This window comes from Pseudomonas sp. FP1154, assembly GCF_030687245.1.
In the GTDB taxonomy this organism is placed as follows: Bacteria; Pseudomonadota; Gammaproteobacteria; order Pseudomonadales; family Pseudomonadaceae; genus Aquipseudomonas; species Aquipseudomonas rhizophila.
In genome coordinates this window covers 5,064,823-5,083,448 of the sequence record NZ_CP117465.1, presented here as the reverse complement: position 1 = coordinate 5,083,448, position 18,626 = coordinate 5,064,823, and the positions used below count along the sequence as shown (strand labels likewise).

Annotated in this window: 14 protein-coding genes and 1 pseudogene; 6 read left to right on the top strand and 9 right to left on the bottom strand. The window is 57.7% G+C overall.

Annotated features, from left to right (window positions below; all coding sequences use genetic code 11):
* Window positions 1-90: 90 nt before the first annotated feature.
* From PSH91_RS22760 to PSH91_RS22750, 3 genes are read left to right on the top strand one after another with little or no spacing between them, the layout of a single operon-like run.
* On the top strand, window positions 91-1,536 hold the full coding sequence (locus PSH91_RS22760) for a DUF2599 domain-containing protein (protein ID WP_305466814.1): 1,446 nt from the start codon (window positions 91-93) through the stop codon (window positions 1,534-1,536).
* Between the two features lie 50 nt (window positions 1,537-1,586).
* The gene (locus PSH91_RS22755; RefSeq protein ID WP_305466813.1) at window positions 1,587-2,210 is read left to right on the top strand and encodes a hypothetical protein; all 624 of its coding nucleotides are present in this window, start codon (window positions 1,587-1,589) and stop codon (window positions 2,208-2,210) included.
* Window positions 2,207-3,160: a hypothetical protein gene (locus PSH91_RS22750; RefSeq protein ID WP_305466811.1), complete on the top strand. Its 954-nt coding sequence runs from the start codon at window positions 2,207-2,209 to the stop codon at window positions 3,158-3,160. Before PSH91_RS22755 ends, PSH91_RS22750 begins: the two co-directional genes overlap by 4 nt.
* A 3-nt stretch (window positions 3,161-3,163) precedes the next feature.
* Here the strand turns inward: PSH91_RS22750 and PSH91_RS22745 are convergent.
* Window positions 3,164-3,354, bottom strand: a pseudogene (locus PSH91_RS22745) (glycine/betaine ABC transporter ATP-binding protein); the annotation flags it as partial.
* A 176-nt stretch (window positions 3,355-3,530) separates the two neighbouring features.
* Between PSH91_RS22745 and PSH91_RS22740 the strand changes: the two are divergent.
* The 3 genes from PSH91_RS22740 to PSH91_RS22730 all read left to right on the top strand — a co-directional run bounded on the left by PSH91_RS22740 (window position 3,531) and on the right by PSH91_RS22730 (window position 7,072).
* Window positions 3,531-4,439 (top strand): hypothetical protein, encoded by a 909-nt coding sequence (locus PSH91_RS22740; RefSeq protein WP_047229035.1) that lies wholly within the window; start codon window positions 3,531-3,533, stop codon window positions 4,437-4,439.
* Between the two features lie 165 nt (window positions 4,440-4,604).
* Window positions 4,605-6,188 (top strand): peptide chain release factor 3, encoded by a 1,584-nt coding sequence (locus tag PSH91_RS22735; RefSeq protein WP_047229034.1) that lies wholly within the window; start codon window positions 4,605-4,607, stop codon window positions 6,186-6,188.
* Window positions 6,189-6,829: 641 nt separating this feature from the next.
* Window positions 6,830-7,072 carry a hypothetical protein gene (locus tag PSH91_RS22730; protein ID WP_305466808.1) on the top strand — a complete coding sequence of 81 codons (243 nt, stop codon included), beginning with the start codon at window positions 6,830-6,832 and terminating at the stop codon, window positions 7,070-7,072.
* A 164-nt stretch (window positions 7,073-7,236) separates the two neighbouring features.
* Here PSH91_RS22730 and PSH91_RS22725 read toward each other — a convergent pair whose 3' ends face one another.
* From PSH91_RS22725 to PSH91_RS22690, 8 genes are all read right to left on the bottom strand, one after another.
* A complete protein-coding gene (locus PSH91_RS22725; RefSeq protein ID WP_047229032.1) occupies window positions 7,237-8,217 on the bottom strand; it encodes a peptide ABC transporter ATP-binding protein in 981 nt (326 codons plus the stop codon).
* Window positions 8,217-9,185, bottom strand: coding sequence for an ABC transporter ATP-binding protein (locus PSH91_RS22720; protein WP_173406555.1), 969 nt, complete (start codon window positions 9,183-9,185; stop codon window positions 8,217-8,219). Before PSH91_RS22720 ends, PSH91_RS22725 begins: the two co-directional genes overlap by 1 nt.
* Window positions 9,186-9,195: 10 nt before the next feature.
* A complete protein-coding gene (locus tag PSH91_RS22715; RefSeq protein WP_047229030.1) occupies window positions 9,196-10,107 on the bottom strand; it encodes an ABC transporter permease subunit in 912 nt (303 codons plus the stop codon).
* A gap of 11 nt (window positions 10,108-10,118) precedes the next feature.
* On the bottom strand, window positions 10,119-11,129 hold the full coding sequence (locus PSH91_RS22710; protein WP_047229029.1) for an ABC transporter permease subunit: 1,011 nt from the start codon (window positions 11,127-11,129) through the stop codon (window positions 10,119-10,121).
* A gap of 74 nt (window positions 11,130-11,203) precedes the next feature.
* Window positions 11,204-12,799 carry an ABC transporter substrate-binding protein gene (locus PSH91_RS22705; RefSeq protein WP_076383542.1) on the bottom strand — a complete coding sequence of 532 codons (1,596 nt, stop codon included), beginning with the start codon at window positions 12,797-12,799 and terminating at the stop codon, window positions 11,204-11,206.
* 75 nt (window positions 12,800-12,874) lie between these two features.
* Window positions 12,875-14,308: an OprD family porin gene (locus PSH91_RS22700; RefSeq protein ID WP_305466805.1), complete on the bottom strand. Its 1,434-nt coding sequence runs from the start codon at window positions 14,306-14,308 to the stop codon at window positions 12,875-12,877.
* Between the two features lie 170 nt (window positions 14,309-14,478).
* A complete protein-coding gene (locus tag PSH91_RS22695) occupies window positions 14,479-16,080 on the bottom strand; it encodes an ABC transporter substrate-binding protein (RefSeq protein ID WP_305466804.1) in 1,602 nt (533 codons plus the stop codon).
* 304 nt (window positions 16,081-16,384) lie between these two features.
* Window positions 16,385-18,010 carry an ABC transporter substrate-binding protein gene (locus tag PSH91_RS22690; protein WP_076383545.1) on the bottom strand — a complete coding sequence of 542 codons (1,626 nt, stop codon included), beginning with the start codon at window positions 18,008-18,010 and terminating at the stop codon, window positions 16,385-16,387.
* Window positions 18,011-18,626: the final 616 nt, after the last annotated feature.

Sequence of the window (18,626 nt, the reverse complement as noted above, 5' to 3'; positions counted from 1 at the left end):
CCGGTGTTGGGTTTATGCCGGGAACGCAGGTTATTAGGCGGGATTGCATAACTGATTGAGCTGAGCGATGAAAAGCTCTAGGAGAGAGTCATGCGCAGGCGTCGGGTCATACGGATATTAAGCATTTCTTTGTTTCTCGGTTTTGTATCGGGCTCCAGCCTGTTGCAGGCAAGCCCTGGCACCGATACGGCCAAATTGATGGAGTACTGGTATCGATTGACCGCACGGGATTGTGGAAGTGGCAGGTTGGCGTCTGATTGCTCTGGATTGATACTTAGAGGGATCGCCAGTAAACAGAGTTATTTGCCGTGGGATCCCAGTCCGTTATCGCAGAGCCTGGAAGCGGGGGGCACCGGTATAGCGGCCGGAGGTACATCGGTTTCATATTTAAGAAAAGATGTTGAGTACAATGGGCTGGGTATGCTCAGGTTCAATGGTTTTGCCTTGGTGCCCAATGATTTTGTGAATGAAAAGACGCAATTCAAAATCAAAGTATTGTGTGCCTTTCCTATTGATTCCTGGACGAATTATCGGAACAACAGCGGCTGCGGCGATTATCAGGAGAACGGGAACTCCCTCGGCGTTGTCGAGGACTATTGCCAGAAGCTGGGCATCAGCAATGCCAAGGCGTGGATGGAGCACTATGACCGTCAAACCCGAGACCCTGAAGCCACGAAAGCGCACAAGTTTCAATGCGGCTTTGATACCACGAGAGACTACTTCGGTACCTACAACAAGGCTGATGCATTCAATACGTTTGTCGAAGCACGAAAAATTTTGGCCAATGATCCTGAGGAAAAGGACGATGCGATCCATACCCAGTCGGAGCTGCGAATTGAAACCTGGCCACCTAATAAACACTGGAAAAGGGACTGGGGCAGTCAGGCACGGGTGAAGTTTGATGCGCCTGTCGCCAGTGACAGCGACTCAGCAAAAGCCACGTACCTGGAGCTCCCTATCGCTGCTTTTATTTATGAGAGTGGTATTGATTACATTGACAGAACTACAAAGACTTTTACGTCCCGTGAGCTTGCTCGAGATGATCAGCGCCGATGGGTAGAGCAAGACAATACGTGGAAGCCGATCATAAAAATACAATTTCCGAACTCGATCGCTGAGGACGCGAAATTTGCTTACTATCCCGCCGATCAGCATGTTCAACCCCCGGTGGATAGTCGTTCCTGCGATAACTACATAGAAAAGATCGAGTGGGATAACAATTATGTAGAACCCGTATTGGGAAAAATTTCATCGCTTAAGGTCACGCCCACGGCCTGCGGAAGAAAAGCCGGCGTAGGGAAAACCAATGTCGTGCTGGCCGAGCTGGCGATCAAGGCTGCTGCCCTTGATCCGAATCGCAAGGACTGGAATTTCGATAACATGGGCAGCAGCATGCGCCGTCAGTTGGCCTGCCATCTTGATTCCCCCGATATCGCCGAGAATAAACCTACGTGGAGCCTTGAGCCCGCTCGTCCCTATGTGGCCCATGATGTGATTATTAAATTGCCGGGTGATAACCGGTGTAATCCTCATTGAAAGGGTCAGATCAGCCTGTTGACCCGACCGGGATACTCAAGGCGACGAACATGGCAACTCTCACGCTTAAAAAATCAGCAAAGCTGCTGATTCTACTGGGCAGTCTTTGTGTTTCGCCGCTGTCCTTTAGCGAAGCGCTCGTGGCCACGAGCGTGCAATCAGGAGAAGCAACCGCAGCCGCCTTGACTCGCAACTACTACGACACCGCGGTCAACTGTGGCGCTGCCACGGCACCTGCTTTTTTATGCACGGGTGTCGTGGCACGCACGACCAACGCAGGAAACTTCGATCCTTGGGACCATAGCGAATTTTCCAGGACCAGCGGCGCGGTTTCATTTTCCTACCTGAGGGCCGACGCCAAGTTTGGTGGTGCGCCATGGGGCAACAACGAAGCCCGGCATGGCTATATTTTTTATCCCACCCTCCGGGCTCCGCAGGGAAAAATAAGGCCCTCGATCATCTGCTATTTTCCCTACGATGGCGCGACGATCTATCGCAGCAAGCCGGGCGCCCGCGGTTGCCGTGACAGCATTACTCAGTTCGTCTATCCCCTGAGTAAACCCTGTAATGAACAGAATATTTTTCACTGCCAGGGCCTGGCTGACCCATTTTCGAAGGGTCAGTTACGGAAATCCTGCCAGTTGCGCGTGGATGCTCAACGATGCGTTGAATGAGCAAGCCGTGGCTAACTTCAATGCGGGATTGCAAGTCAGAAAACTTGTTGAGCTTGAGGCAGGGGGCGCCGATTTTAATTTCAAGAATCACAACGAGCTTCGCATCGAAGCCTGGCCAGAAAAAAATTCCGGCTGCGCTGCCCATCCAGGCGTTTTTCTGGATCACCGGCTCAAACGATCTGGAAGCCTCCCGAATCGACCAAAAAAAATATCATGAGCGCACCAACGGTCTTTTTATCCCCATCGTTCGCGTCACATTGCCTCCCAGCCCACAAGGTCATTTCAGTTTCCAATATGTGAGTGCGGACCAAGCGATCTCCCCGGTTATCCCGATGCCCGCTTTTGCTGCACCCACCATTCCCAAGGCTTACAGCACAGTCTCTGGCGACCGTCTGAACACTCAGGATATCTATAGGGATGAATACCTCATCGTGCAATTGCCCACCGAAGCAATTGCCGCCTCCGATATCTTGAGCGTTCGGTGGGGAGGCCGAGTGCCATACAGCAGTCCGCCGGTCGCATACGGCGAGCTTCCCGCGAACAAACAGGTGCTGATTCCCCGCACTGAGGTCGTCGATAGCATCGGGCTCACCGTACCGGTGAGCTACACCATCAAGAAAAGCGGTGCCGGTGAAACCCTGGAGTCTGGGGTGCGGTTTCTGACCATCGATCCCCAGGCGCTGGTGCTTCCGGCACCCAGTTATGCCTCGGGGACAGTCACAGTCAACTCTCCAGCTCCGTCGGGCTCGACCCTGCGCGTACGTGTCATAGGGGAAACCTTCCTTGATACGGCCCATCAGCTGGTTACGGCCGGTAAGCCCAACTCTTTCGTTCTTGACCCGACCTGGGTCTCGAAACACAAGGGAAAAACGGTGCTGATCAATTATTCGGTGTTTACCAAACTCAGCCCGCAGTGGTTGTTTTCCCAAGTGCTCCGGGTCCAGCTATAAACGTCAGGCCAACGCTGTCTCGGCTGGCGAAACAATACTGGTCTTACCCCACGGGACTTGCCGGAGCTTAGGTACTCGGCATCGATTCATTCGCTCAGGTACTGCGAGCAGGCGCCGTTCTGACGGTGCAAGTCGCGGCGTCGTACAAAACCCTGGGCCTTGTTCTGATTGCTCTCGCTGATCACTTCTTCTCTGGTGGATTAAGGAGGAACACTCGGTTTTTTATTTCAAATAAGTATTGAGCACTGTGAAAGTTGACAGGTGTTCGAAGGGGAGCGCTCTTGTAGCGTAGATAAAACTGTTAACGGAAAAAGCCTGAAAAAGACATAGCTTACTTAGAGCCTTGTCTGTTCATGTATGGGAGTCTGAAATGAAAAGACAATTTTGCATTGTGCTGTTTTTATTGTTGACGGCTGGCTGTGCAACACATGAATTGGATAGGAGCACTATTGATGAGCCGTCAGGACAGGCTGTTGGCGTCCAAGGCGCAGGTACCGGTCCAGAAATAGCGGCCTATCTCACGGAAGCCTATAACAACGTCTTGACCATGTGTCGCAACAACCCCTCGGCGCCGTCGTTTTTATGCACAGGGGTGACGCTACGGGCAACCCAACACTCCACGCAGTTTCATTTTTGGAATCCCAACCCAGCATCGACGGGCGTCTCTTTTTCCTGGCTGCGTAAAGACGCGAAGTTCAGCAAATTAGTATTTGGCTACAATAACGGCTTTATTCTTTATCCCGATTTTTTTAAACCGACAGGAAAGATCGCATTGGCGGTGCTGTGCTTCTTTCCAGTCGACGGCGCCACTGACCATCGACCTGACGAAGGTTGTGGTCAATATCCCAATCGCCCCAACAGCCGACCTTGCCAATCCCAAGGTATTACCACAGCCGCGCACTATATTGCCCATTTCAACGCTAACGCAGGTATGTACGGTGCATTGTGTGGCTTCGATGTTCGTGACGAGCTGGATGAACGAGGCGCCGTTGCGTTCACCGAGGGCGTGAAGGCCCAGGGGCAACTTCCAGCCTCCGCATTTGGTACGCAGAATGAATTTCGCGTGAGAAAGTGGGCTCAGAATATTGGTCAGACCCTTCCGATTGAGGCCGTTTTTTACATCAATGATACGGGTAAGGTTGGCGCTCAATATGATCAACGGGACTTTAAAACGCAGACCGGCATTTGGATCCCCATGATCAAGATTACGCTTCCCCAAACGGCCGCAAATGACGCGAGATTTGAGTTTATTCCCGCTGATCAGGCTATCTCATCCTGAACCTCTGGGGCTGGGCAGCGGTGATGAAGATGTCTGATTCTTGCGTTGGACGTGTGCCGTCGAGGGGGGGCGAGTCGTTAGGCTGCTCTTGCGCAGGTGGTCCATAGAGGGGGTTCTGGGCTATAATCGCCGCCCTTTTTTGAATCACCTGCCAGGCGATTTCCCATGACCAAACAGGCCGCCGAAGTCGCGAAACGCCGCACTTTCGCCATTATTTCCCACCCCGATGCCGGTAAGACCACCATCACCGAAAAGCTCTTGCTGATGGGCAAGGCGATTGCGGTGGCCGGCACGGTGAAATCTCGCAAGTCCGACCGCCATGCCACCTCCGACTGGATGGAAATGGAAAAACAGCGGGGTATTTCCATTACCACGTCGGTCATGCAGTTCCCGTATCGCGATCACATGATCAACCTGCTCGACACCCCGGGCCACGAAGACTTCTCCGAAGACACCTACCGCACCCTCACGGCGGTGGACTCGGCGCTGATGGTCCTCGACGGCGGTAAAGGCGTCGAGCCACGGACCATCGCCCTGATGGATGTCTGCCGTCTGCGGGACACGCCGATCGTCAGCTTCATCAACAAACTCGACCGTGACATCCGCGACCCGATCGAACTGCTCGACGAGATCGAAGCGGTCCTGAAGATCAAGGCCGCGCCGATCACCTGGCCGATCGGCTGCTATCGCGACTTCAAGGGCGTGTACCACCTGGCCGACGATTACATCATCGTCTACACCGCCGGGCATGGTCATGAACGCACCGAAACCAAAATCATCGAGAAGCTCGACTCCGACGAGGCCCGCGCCCACCTGGGCGACGAGTACGACCGTTTTGTCGAGCAGCTGGAGCTGGTGCAAGGCGCCTGCCATGAGTTCGACCAGCAGGAATTCCTCGACGGCCAACTGACCCCGGTGTTCTTCGGTACCGCGTTGGGCAACTTCGGTGTCGACCATGTGCTCGACGCCGTTGTCGATTGGGCACCGCGCCCGCTGGCCCGCGTCGCCAACGAGCGCACCGTGGAGCCGGTGGAAGAGAAGTTCACCGGCTTCGTGTTCAAGATCCAGGCGAACATGGACCCCAAGCACCGCGACCGCATCGCCTTCATGCGCATCTGCTCGGGCAAATACGAAAAAGGCATGAAGATGCGCCATGTGCGCACCGGCAAGGACGTACGCATCGGTGACGCCCTGACGTTCTTCTCCTCGGAACGCGAGCAACTGGAAGAAGCCTTTGCCGGTGACATCATCGGCCTGCACAACCACGGCACCATCCAGATCGGCGACACCTTCACTGAGGGCGAAGCCCTGGGTTTCACCGGCATCCCGCACTTCGCCCCGGAACTGTTCCGCCGCGTGCGCCTGAAAGACCCGCTCAAGTCCAAGCAACTGCGCCAGGGCCTCCAGCAACTGGCCGAGGAAGGCGCCACCCAGGTGTTCTTCCCGACCCGCAGCAACGACATCATCCTCGGTGCCGTCGGTGTGCTGCAGTTCGACGTCGTCGCCAGCCGCCTGAAGGAGGAATACAAGGTCGAGTGCTCCTACGAGCCGATCACCGTGTACTCCGCTCGTTGGGTCGAATGTGGCGACAAGAAGAAATTCGAAGAGTTTTCCAACAAGGCCGTGGAAAACCTCGCCTTGGATGGCGGCGGTCACCTGACCTACCTGGCCCCGACCCGTGTCAACCTGGCGCTGATGGAAGAGCGCTGGCCGGATGTGAACTTCCGTGCGACGCGTGAGCATCACTAAGCGCTGAGCTTTACACCCAGAACCCCGCACCGAAAGCTGCGGGGTTTTTTATTTCCACTTAACGACTAGGCACCACCAACCCCCGGTGGGAGCGAGCGTGCTCGCGATGGCGCAGTGTCAGTCAATCTCAAAGCTGCTGACCCACCGCCATCGCGAGCAGGCTCGCTCCCACACTGGAACTTCAGCGGGCAAAAAAATTGTGTTCGGCCCAGATTCCTCCGTGGGAGCAAAGCTTGCTCGCGATAGCGGAGTGTCAGTCAATCTCAAAGCTGCTGACCCACCGCCATCGCGAGCCTGCTCGCTCCCACACTGGAACTTCAGCGGGCAAAAAAATTGTGTTCGGCCCAGATTCCTCTGTGGGAGCAAAGCTTGCTCGCGATAGCGGTGGGTCTGGTTGCGGGGGTGTTGAATGTGCCTTCGCCATCGCGGGCAAGCCTTGCTCCCACAAGGTTTGTGGGGTGAGCTGATAGTCGGTCCACTTCATAACCGTTCGGGATAATCCTTATTCGAAACCATTCTGTGCCCGCATGGCATTTCTGTCCGTACATAGGCGTCTTATCTGAGGAACCGACCGTTCAGGATCAGCGTTTCTTGAACGCCGTCAGGCTTAGGGCTTTAACCAGAGAAAAAAGGAATCGGCTATGAACGCATTTCTACGCGCGATGATTTTGCTGAAGGTTGTGCTGATGCTGTCCCTCGGTTCGTCAGCGGCCTGGGCCGAATGCGATGAGCATGAAAAACAAGCGGTGAACGGACAGGTGGCGCAGGGCGAATGGATGCTTGCCGCCAATGAAGAACAGCAACCCGGCGATCAGGATGATGACGATTCGACGATTGATGATCCTGATGCCGATGATGGTGATGAGGGTGATAGCCAGACGTAGGGTACAGACAACAAAAAACCCCTTCCGGCCGATTGATGTTGATCGGAGGGAAGGGGTTAGTTGTGTTCCGGCCTCATAGACCGAGGCGGTCGATTTAGGGCCGCTACGCGCCCCAGCGGGGATAAATCCCCTCGCCACAGGGGCGCGCCTAGTCCTTGACGGGTTTACGCCGCGCCGTCGAGGAATTGCTCGGCGTAGTGACACGCCACCTGCCGGTTATCCAGCAACCGCAAGGCCGGTTCTTCGGTCTGGCAGCGCTCGGTGGCGTATGGGCAGCGCTTGTGGAAGGCGCAGCCGGACGGTGGGTCGAGCGGGTTGGGCAGTTCGCCGACGATTTTGATCTTCGGCTTGTTCGGGTCCGGGTGGATGGTCGGGGTGGCCGAGAGCAGCGCCTGGGTGTACGGGTGCAGCGGACGGCTGTAGATGGACTCGTTAGGGCCCATTTCCACCGGACGGCCGAGATACATCACCATCACGTCGTCGGCCACGTGCTGCACCACCGCCAGGTTGTGGGAGATAAACACGTAAGCGGTGTTGAACTCCTGCTGCAGATCCATGAACAGGTTCAGCACCTGGGCCTGGATCGACACGTCCAGCGCCGATGTCGGTTCGTCCGCCACCAGCACCTTGGGTTGCAGCATCATGGCGCGGGCCAGGGCGATGCGCTGGCGCTGGCCGCCGGAGAACATGTGCGGGTAGCGCTGATAATGCTCGGGGCGCAGGCCCACCTGCTTCATCATCGCCTGGACTTTCTCCCGCCGCTCGGTGGCCGACAGGTTGGTGTTGATGAGCAAGGGCTCGGCCAGTTGATCACCGACTTTCTGCCGTGGGTTGAGGGACGCGTACGGGCTCTGGAACACCATCTGCACGTCTTTGCGCAACTGCTTGCGCTCGGCCTTGTTCGCGCCGGCCACTTCCTGGCCGGCGATTTTCAGGGAGCCGGTGGACGGTTCCTCAATCAGCGTCAGGGCCCGGGCAAGGGTGGATTTGCCGCAACCGGATTCGCCCACCACGGCCAGGGTCTTGCCGGCTTCCAGTTCGAACGACACGCCGTTGAGGGCGCGCACGGTCGCATGGCCCTTGAACATGCCACGGGACACTTCGTAATGACGGGTCAGGTCACGGGCGGTAAGTACGACGGCCATCACGCCACCTCCTGGTTCAACGGGTAGAAGCAGCGGGCGAGGCTGTTGGATTTCGGATCGAGGGCCGGGCGTTGTTGACGACAGTTGTCCTGCACATACGGGCAGCGCGGCGACAGCAGGCAGCCTTGCGGACGATCGTAGCGACCGGGGACGATACCTGGCAGCGTCGCCAGGCGCTCGGCGCCCATGCTGTGTTCCGGAATCGCCGCCAGCAGCGCTTCGCTGTACGGGTGGGCCGGGATGTCGAACAGCTCCGGGACCTTGCCCACTTCCACGGCCTGGCCTGCGTACATCACGCACACGCGCTGGGCGGTTTCAGCCACCACGGCCAGGTCATGGGTGATCAGTACCAGGCCCATGTCCTGCTCTTTTTGCAGGGCCAGCAGCAGGTCCATGATCTGCGCCTGAATGGTCACGTCCAAGGCAGTGGTCGGTTCGTCGGCGATCAACAGTTTCGGCTCGCCGGCAATGGCCATGGCAATCGCCACGCGCTGGCTCATGCCGCCGGACAGTTGGTGCGGGTAGGCGTTCATGCGACTGGCGGCGCCCGGGATTTCGACTTTCTCCAGCAGTTCGATGGCGCGCTGGCGGGCGGCCTTGCCGGACATCTTCAGGTGCAGGCGCAGCACTTCTTCGATCTGGAAACCCACTGTGTAGCTGGGGTTGAGCGCGGTCATCGGGTCTTGGAACACCATCGCCAGGTCCTTGCCGACGATCTGCCGACGCTGGCGGTTGCTCAGCTTGAGCATGTTCTTGCCATCGAAGTTCAGCGCATCGGCGGTGACGATGCCGGGGTGCTCGATCAGCCCCATCAGCGCCATCATGGTCACGGATTTACCCGAGCCTGATTCACCGACGATGGCCAGTACTTCACCCTTTTCCACGCTCAGGTCCAGGCCGTCGACCACCGGCACGGCGGTGGCGTCGCCGAAGCGTACGTTGAGATTCTTGATTTCTAGCAGTGACATGGGAATCTCCTCAGGCGGCATTCTTGAGTTTCGGGTCCAGCGCATCGCGCAAACCGTCGCCCATCAGGTTGATTGCCAGCACGCTGAGCAAAATGGTCAAGCCAGGCAGGCTCACCACCCACCAGGCGCGTTCGATGTAGTCTCGGGCCGAGGCCAGCATGGTGCCCCACTCCGGGGTTGGCGGCTGGACGCCCAGGCCGAGGAAGCCCAGGGCGGCGGCGTCGAGGATCGCCGAGGAAAAGCTCAAGGTTGCCTGCACGATCAGCGGCGCCATGCAGTTGGGCAGCACAGTGATGAACATCAGGCGCGGCAGGCCGGCACCGGCCAGGCGGGCGGCGGTCACGTAGTCACGGTTGAGTTCGCCCATCACCGCGGCGCGGGTCAGGCGCACGTAGGACGGCAGCGACACGATGGCGATGGCGATCACGGTGTTGATCAGGCCAGGGCCGAGGATGGCGACAATCGCCACGGCCAACAGCAGCGAGGGCAGGGCGAGCATGATGTCCATCAAACGCATGATGGTCGGGCCGAGCAGACGCGGGAAGAACCCGGCGAACAGTCCCAGCAGGATGCCCGGGATCAGCGACATCACCACCGACGACAAGCCGATCAGCAGCGACAGACGCGAACCCTGGATCAGCCGCGACAGCAAATCGCGCCCCAGTTCGTCGGTGCCCAGCAAAAATTGCATCTGACCGCCTTCGAGCCAGACCGGCGGTGTCAGCAAAAAGTCGCGGTATTGTTCGCTCGGGTCATGGGGGGCGACCCACGGGGCGAAGATCGCGCAGAACACGATCAGGGTCATGAACATCAGCCCGGCCACGGCGCCCTTGTTGCGGGAAAACGCCTGCCAGAATTCTTTGTAGGGGGACGGGTACAGCAGGCTTTGATCGACTGCTACCGAGGTAGTTGGAGTACTCATGGTTTTTGATCTCAGCGCTGGTGACGGATACGTGGGTTGGCAAAGCCGTAGAGCACGTCCACGACGAAGTTGACCAGAATCACCAGGCAGGCGATTAACAGGATGCCGTTCTGCACCACGGGATAGTCCCGGGCGCCGATGGCTTCGATCAGCCACTTGCCGATACCTGGCCAGGAGAAGATCGTTTCGGTCAGCACCGCACCGGCCAGCAATGTGCCGACTTGCAGGCCGACCACGGTCAGCACCGGGATCAGCGCGTTGCGCAGGCCATGCACGAATACCACTCGCGAAGGCGACAGGCCCTTGGCGCGTGCGGTGCGAATGTAGTCTTCACGCAGCACTTCGAGCATCGAGGAGCGGGTCATGCGGGCGATCACCGCCAGCGGAATAGTACCCAGCACGATGGCCGGCAGGATCAGGTGGTGCAGGGCGTCGAGGAATGCCCCCGGCTCATCGGCCAGCAGCGTGTCGATCAGCATGAAGCCGGTTTTCGGCTCGATGTCGTAGAGCAGGTCGATCCGTCCCGACACCGGCGTCCAGCCCAGGGACACCGAGAAGAACATGATCAGGATCAGGCCCCACCAGAAGATCGGCATCGAATACCCCGCCAGGGAGATGCCCATCACCCCGTGGTCGAACAGGGATCCTCGCTTGAGTGCCGCGATCACCCCGGCCAAAAGGCCCAGGATACCGGCGAACAACAGGGCGGCCATGGACAGTTCCAGGGTCGCGGGAAACAGGGAACTGAACTCGGTCCAGACGCTTTCGCGGGTGCGCAGCGATTCGCCGAGATCGCCCTGGGCCAGTTTGCCGATGTAGTCCAGGTACTGGGCATACAGCGGTTTGTTCAGGCCAAGGCGTTCCATTGCCTGAGCGTGCATTTCGGGATCGACCCGACGTTCGCCCATCATCACTTCCACGGGGTCGCCGGGGATCATGCGAATCAACGCGAAAGTCAGCAAGGTGATGCCGAAGAACGTGGGGATCAATAATCCCAGTCGGCGGGCAATAAAACTAAACATCTTAAGGTGTACCTCATCAGCCGGTTAGGCGTGCCCGACAGCTCCTGGATAAGAGTTGCCGGGCGTTTTCTTATCTACTTCACCTGGGTGGTGGCGAAGTTATTGGTCGTAAGCGGGCTAATCACATAGCCCTCTACGTTCTTGCGCATTGCGGTAAACATTCGGGTGTGGGCCATGCTGATCCACGGCTGGTCCTGGTTGAAAAGCACCTGGGCCTGTTCATAGAGCTTGGTGCGCTCCTCGGGGTTCACTGTGGCGCGGGCCTGGTCGATCAGCGCCTGGAATTGCTCGTTGCACCAGCGCGCGTAGTTTTCGCCGTTCTTGGCCGCTTCGCAACTGAGCATAGGCGTCAGGAAGTTATCCGGGTCGCCGTTATCGCCCGCCCATCCGGCGGAAACCATGTCGTGCTCGCCGTTCTTGGCGCGCTTGAGCATTTCGCCCCATTCCATCACGCGGATGTCGACCTTGATCCCGACTTTGGCCAGGTCGGCCTGCATCATCTGCGCGCCGAGCATCGGGTTGGGGTTGGTCGGGCCGCCGCCGTTACGGGTGAACAGGGTGAACACGGTGCCTTCAGGTACGCCGGCTTCCTTGAGCAGTTGACGGGCTTTGTCCAGGTCCCGGGGCGGGTTTTTCAGATCATGATTGAAGCCCAGCAGCGTCGGTGGGTACGGGTTGACCGCCACGGTGGCATTGCCCTTGCCGAACAGGGCGTTGACGTAGGCTTCCTTATCGAAGGCCAGGTCGATGGCTTTGCGCACCCGCACATCGCTCATGTATTTGTGACTGGTATTCAGGGCGGTGTAGGAAACGGTCATCGCGTCCAGTTCCGTCACCTTCAGGTTCGGGTCTTTCTTGATGCTGGGGATGTCATCGGGTTTTGGATACAGCGCGATCTGGCACTCGTTGGTCTTGAGCTTTTGCATGCGCACGTTGTTGTCGGTGGCGATGGCCAGGATCAGCGCATCGGCCGGTGGCTTGCCACGGAAGTAGTCCGGGTTGGCCTTGAAACGAACCTGGGCATCCTTGTTGTAGCGCTGAAAAATGAACGGGCCGGTGCCAATCGGCTTGCTGTTGAGGTCGCCGGTCTTGTTTGCCTTGAGCAACTGGTCGGCGTATTCGGCCGGGTAGATCGAGGAGAAGGCCATGGCGATGTCCGCCAGAAATGGCGCCTCGCGGCGGGTCAGGCTGAACCTGACGGTGTGCTCGTCGACTTTCTCGACGCTCTTGAGCAGCTCTTTGAAGCCCATGCTTTCAAAGTAGGGGAAGCCTACGCTCGACAGTTTGTGCCAGGGATGATTCGGGTCCAGCTGGCGCTGGAAACTCCAGACCACGTCGTCGGCATTCATGTCGCGGGTCGGCTTGAAATAATCGGTGGTGTGAAACTTGACGCCTTTGCGCAGATGAAACGTGTACGTCAGGCCGTCGTCACTGATGTCCCAGGATTCGGCCAGGGCCGGAATCACTTCGGTGGTGCCGGGCTTGAAGTCGGCCAGGCGATTGAAAATGGTTTCTGCCACGGCGTCGGCAGTGACTGCAGTCGTGTACTGGACCATGTCGAAGCCTTCCGGGCTGGCTTCTGTACAAACCACCAGGGGTTTGGCCGTGGCGCCTACGGCGACACTCAGCAACGCAGCGGCGATGGCTGCGCGTAGGGGATTCATGTTCATCGGCAATCCTCTGCAATCGGTTAAATGGCAAAAACCGAACGACCGACCTCGTGAGTCGGCCGTTCGGTGGATGGTTTAGAGAATGTTGAACGGGATGGTGGTGACCAGGCGGAATTCGTTGATGCTGCCATCAGACTGGTTTTCGCTGGCACGGTGAGCGGTGTAGGTCGCACGGATCGCGGTAGCTTTCAATGGGCCGCTTTGTACGGCATAGGACGCGCCGATGCCGTATTCGTAGTGATGTTCACCGTCTTGAATCTGAATGCCATCGTAGCCTTTGTCGATCACACCGTTGTTGCCTTTGTAATGGGTGCCGTCGATGCCCCAGCCGCGCGCTTGGTAGATGTTGAACTTCAGACCTGGAACGCCATATTCAGCCATGTTCAGGCCGTAGGCGATCTGGAAGGATTTTTCGTTCGGGCCATTGAAGTCCGACAACAGGGAGTTGGCCAGATAGATGCCGTTAGTTTCGTTCAGGTAATCGAAATACTCGTTACCGTTCACTTGCTGGTAGGAGAGTGTCAGGCTGTGGGCCTGGTGCGCGAGGCCAAACGATAAGGAGTAAGTGTCGTTGTCGATGTCGCCGATTAGCGCCTTGCCTTCCTCCTGGGTTTTGTAATAGTTCAGCCCGGTGGTCAGGCTCAGTACCGAACTGTCGCCCAGCACATGAGTGGCGCCGAAATAGTATTGATTCCAGAGATCTTCGGCCTTAGTGGCCCAGAGGCTCGTGGTCAGGCTAGCGAGTGGCGTGTAAGTGATGCCGGCGGTGTTAATGTGATCGGACTCTTGCCGACCGTTAGCATACTCGGCGCGGAATTTACGCAGGCTTTGTTCCGAACGAGGAGATACGCGGTCGAAAGTTGCTACGTCAAAAGTCAGGTTTTCCAGCTCCGCGACATTCAGGCTCACCCCTTGAAAGCTCGACGGCAGGGCACGGTTGCCGATGGTGTCGACTTGCGGGCTGCTATAGCTCTGGCGACCGGCCGTCAGGGTGGTGCTGGAGACCCGCGCCTTTACGTTGGCCAAGCCCAGTTTGCTCCACTGGCCTACCGCGTCACCGCCTTTTTCGGTCAGGGTGCGGTTGTTGCCCGAAGCAGTGCCCGTCTTTGGCGCGCCACCGTTGCCGGCGGCCAGGTTCTCGCGATCCCGCTCTAGTGCAATGGCGTTGTAGGCAGCGATTTCAGTGCTGAAACCAACAGTGCCTTCAGTGAAGCCCGAATTGTAATTGACGATAGTGCCCTGAACCCAGTTGATACGACGATCAGTTTCGGCCAGAGCGCCATTTTTGATGTAGCCAAACTTGGCACCGCGCTTGAGCTGCTCGTTCGCGTACCAGTTACGCGTAGACCCCGTCACCGACTGGCCTTCCAGAAAGCCGGTGGCTTCGCTCTGGGCGTTTTTTTCTTTCACGGTCACCGGAGTGAACGCCTGGCTCTGTGATTCTGCGTACGCCGTGGCCGTAACGCTGCTGATGGCCAAGGCCAGTAACGCGGTGCTGCTAAGTTTCATGGGTAACGCTCCTTTTCTTTCTTTTAATGCCGGTCTTTTTTAGTGATACGGCTATCGGTTTTTGCAACTCATCTTGGCTTCGCAAACGTTTGCATTACGCCTGAACGGTGAATTTCGGCAAGACGTCTGCGTGAGGGCCCCAAATGGGGCCCTGCTGTATGGCTAATCAGTTATGGGTTCAGGCTGACGCCCGAGAACACGTTGCGACCGAAGGGGCTGACCTTGAACCCTTCGATTTTGGCGCTCAGCGGCTGGTTGACCGTCGAGTGAGCGACAGGGGTGATCGGCACTTGCTGCTTGAGCAATTGCTGGGCCTGTTTGTAGAGCACGGTGCGCTGGTCGCGATCGGTGACGACCTTGGCCTGCTTGATCAGCTTGTCGTAGTCCTGATCGCACCACATGGAGTAGTTGTTGCCGCCAATGGCATCGCAGCTGTACAGCGTGCCCAGCCAGTTGTCCGGGTCCCCGTTGTCACCGGTCCAGCCGATCAGGCTGACATCGTGCTCGCCGTTCTTGGTGCGCTTGATGTATTCGCCCCATTCATAGCTGACGATCTTCACCTTCAGGCCGATTTTCGCCCAGTCGGCCTGAAGCATTTCGGCCATCAGCTTGGCGTTGGGGTTGTACGGGCGTTGTACCGGCATGGCCCAGAGGGTGATTTCGGTGCCTTCCTTGACCCCGGCAGCCTTGAGCAACTCCTTGGCTTTTTCCGGGTTGTAGGCGGTGTCCTTGATCGTATCGTCGTAAGACCACTGGGTCGGCGGCATGGCGTTGACCGCCAGTTGCCCTGCGCCCTGGTACACGGCGTTGAGGATGCTCTGCTTGTTCACCGCCATGTCCAGCGCCCGGCGCACTTCGACCTGGTCGAACGGTTTGTGACGGGTGTTATAGGCGATGTAGCCGAGGTTGAAACCGGGTTTCTCGATCAGTTGCAGTTTCGGGTCGTTCTTCAAGGCCGGCACATCGGCTGGACGTGGATGCAGGGTGACCTGGCATTCGTTGGCCTTGAGTTTTTGCACCCGTACCGAGGCATCGGTGTTGATGGAGAAGATCAGGTTGTTCAGCTTGACCCGCTCCGGCGCCCAGTACTGTTTGTTGGCGACATAGCGGATGTTGGAGTCTTTCTGGTAGCTCTTGAACTCGAACGGCCCGGTGCCGATCGGCTTCTGGTTGATGTCGCTGGGCTTGCCGCTCTTGAGCAACTGATCAGCGTATTCGGCCGACAGGATCGAAGCGAAGCTCATGGCGATATTCTGGATGAACGCGGCGTCCACGCTGTTGAGCGTCATGACCACGGTCAGCGGCCCGGTGGCCTCGACCTTGGCGATGTTCTTGTTCAGGCTCATGCCGTTGAAGTATGGAAACTCGGTCGGGTAGGCCTTACGGAAGGGGTGCTGCGGGTCAAGCATGCGGTTGAAGGTGAACAGCACGTCGTCGGCGTTGAAATCCCGGGTCGGCGTAAAGTAATCGGTGGTATGAAACTTCACCCCTTCGCGCAGGTGAAAGGTGTATTTCAGGCCGTCTTCGGAAATGTCCCAGCTAGTCGCCAGACCAGGTACGACGTTGGTCGCGCCCTTTTCAAACTCGGCCAGGCGGTTGTACAGCGGTTCGGCGGCATCGTTGTCAGTGGCGGTGGTGTATTGCGCGGTGTCGAAACCGGCGGGGCTGCCTTCGGAACAGAACACCAGGCTGCCGCCGGCGGCCTGGGCCATGGAAGTGGCGGCCAGCAGGCCGGTGCCCAGCAATGCGGATAAAACCAAGGTATGGCGCATGACGCTCCCTCTCTCTATGGGGTGTTTAACAGTGACCGGCGCCCTTGCAGGACCTGTCCGGGCACTGAGTTCAATCCATTGCGAACAGCGATGCCGCAGCGCCAGCAGATCGACCTGGCTCCCGACGGTATGGGCCGCGGGCCAGGCAGTAAATGCGTAACGCCTGAAAGACTTGTGGGAAAAGGCGATACGTCCTAAACCAGCTGCTGTGGTACGCAGTGCTTTTGGATGTAGGCGTTTTCCTGAGTCTTGGTCTCGGCAGATAAAGCAACGGCGCCGTCAGAAACGCCGCCGTTGCCTACCTTTATTTGCTGACGCTGACGCCGTAGAAGGAGTTCAAGCCAAACGGGCTGATCTTGAAGTCCTGCACATTGGCGCGCATGGGTTGATACACCGTCGAGTGAGCGATAGGTGTCATTGGCACAGCGTCCTTGAGGACGTGTTGCGCCTGTTTGTACAGTTCGGTGCGCTTGGCCTGGTCGGTCGTGCGCTTGGCCTGCTTGACGAGGTCGTCGAACTTCTTGTCGCACCATTTGGAGAAGTTGTTACCGGCCAGCGAGTCGCAGCCGAACAGCACGTTGAGCCAGTTGTCCGGGTCACCGTTGTCACCGCTCCAGCCAATGATCATGGCCTGGTTCTCGCCGCCCTTGGAGCGCTTGATGTACTCGCCCCATTCGTAGCTGACGATGTTGACGTTCAGGCCGATCTTCTTCCAGTCGGACTGCAGCATTTCAGCCATCAGCTTGGCGTTGGGGTTGTACGGACGCTGTACCGGCATCGCCCACAGGGTGATGTTGGTGCCTTCCTTGACGCCGGCTTCCTTGAGCAGCGTCTTGGCTTTCTCAGGGTCGTACTTGGCGTCCTTGATGGTGGTGTCGTAGGACCATTGGGTCGGCGGCATGGCGTTGACCGCCAGTTGACCAGCGCCCTGGTAGACCGAATCGATGATCTGTGGCTTGTTGACCGCCATGTCCAGCGCCTGGCGAACTTTCAGGTCGGCCAGAATGTTCGGCTCGTTGCTGCCCTTGATCTTGTCCATCACGTTGTAAGCGATGTAGCCCAGGTTGAAACCCGCCTGGTCAGGCATCTTCAGTGCCTTGTCTTCCTTCAGCGCCTTGAGGTCGGCTGGGCGTGGGAAGAGGGTGACCTGGCACTCGTTCTTCTTCAGCTTCTGGATGCGTACCGATGGGTCGGTGGTGATGGCGAAGATCAGGTTGTCGATCTTCACGTCTTCAGGCTTCCAGTAATCCTTGTTCCCGGTGTAGCGGATGTTGGAGTCTTTCTGGTAGCTCTTGAACACGAACGGGCCGGTGCCGACCGGCTTCTGGTTGATGTCGGGGGCCTTGCCTTCCTTGAGCAGTTGGGCCGCGTACTCGGCGGACTGGATCGAGGCGAAGCTCATGGCCATGTTCTGGATGAACGCGGCGTCAACATCCTTGAGGGTGAACTTGACGGTGTGGTCGTCGACTTTATCGATCTTGGTGATGTTGGTGTCCATCCCCATGTCGGTGAAGTACGGGAATTCGGTCGGGTAGGCCTTACGGAACGGGTCATCCTTGCTGATCATGCGATTGAAGGTGAACAGCACGTCGTCGGCGTTGAATTCACGAGTCGGCTTGAAATACGGGGTGGTGTGGAACTTGACGCCTTCACGCAAGTGGAAGGTGTAGGTGAGGCCGTCTTCGGAAATGTCCCATTTGGTCGCCAAGCCAGGAATCACAGCGGTGCCGCCGCGTTCGAACTGGGTCAGGCGGTTGAACATGGTTTCTGCAGAGGCGTCGAAGTCGGTTCCGGTGGTGTACTGACCAGGGTCAAAACCGGCCGGACTCCCTTCGGAGCAGAACACCAGGTTAGTCGCCGCATGGGCGAAAGGTGCGCTGGCTAACAAGCCTGCGCCGACTAAAAACGGAATGACCGCGTGTTTAAGCATGTTGGCCTCATGATTTGTTGTCATTTTTGGATTTGAGGGCGACCTCGTGAGTCGTCCTGCGGATACTTATGCAGGCCCCATACCCAATGCAAGATCCAGAGCGGTTACAGGCCTGAAACAGTGGCACGAACGTACCTTAATGTCGCATCTGTGTAACTTCTGACGCATTTGATCGTTTGCGGGGCCGTTTTTGATACAAGTTGCGCCCGATTCCTGTGCGCCTCGAAGGTATTTGTGCACCGCATTGGGGCAGGTATCACCCCATGAAACCCGCGAGATAGAGGGGTGCAACCCAAGGGGCCTTGTGTGTTTAACCACGCGGCCTTTGTGTGTATTGCGCGCTACTGCATGTGACTGATCCTCTGTGGGAGCAAAGCTTGCTCGCGATGGCAGCCTGACAATTACCCCTCCATCTCCAGACCGGTGGTCCGTACAGCCCCTTGTTTGCGCATTCATTCATTGACGCCAGAATAATGGCTATCTAATATCGCGCCACTATTTTGATGTCACTTTCTGGCCCGGGGGTAAGCACCTGCCTTCACCCACCCCTGGAGCAAAGTCGTGTCTGGTTTTGCCGCCGCTCGACATTCGCATGGGAGTGCTTCTTTAAATTCCT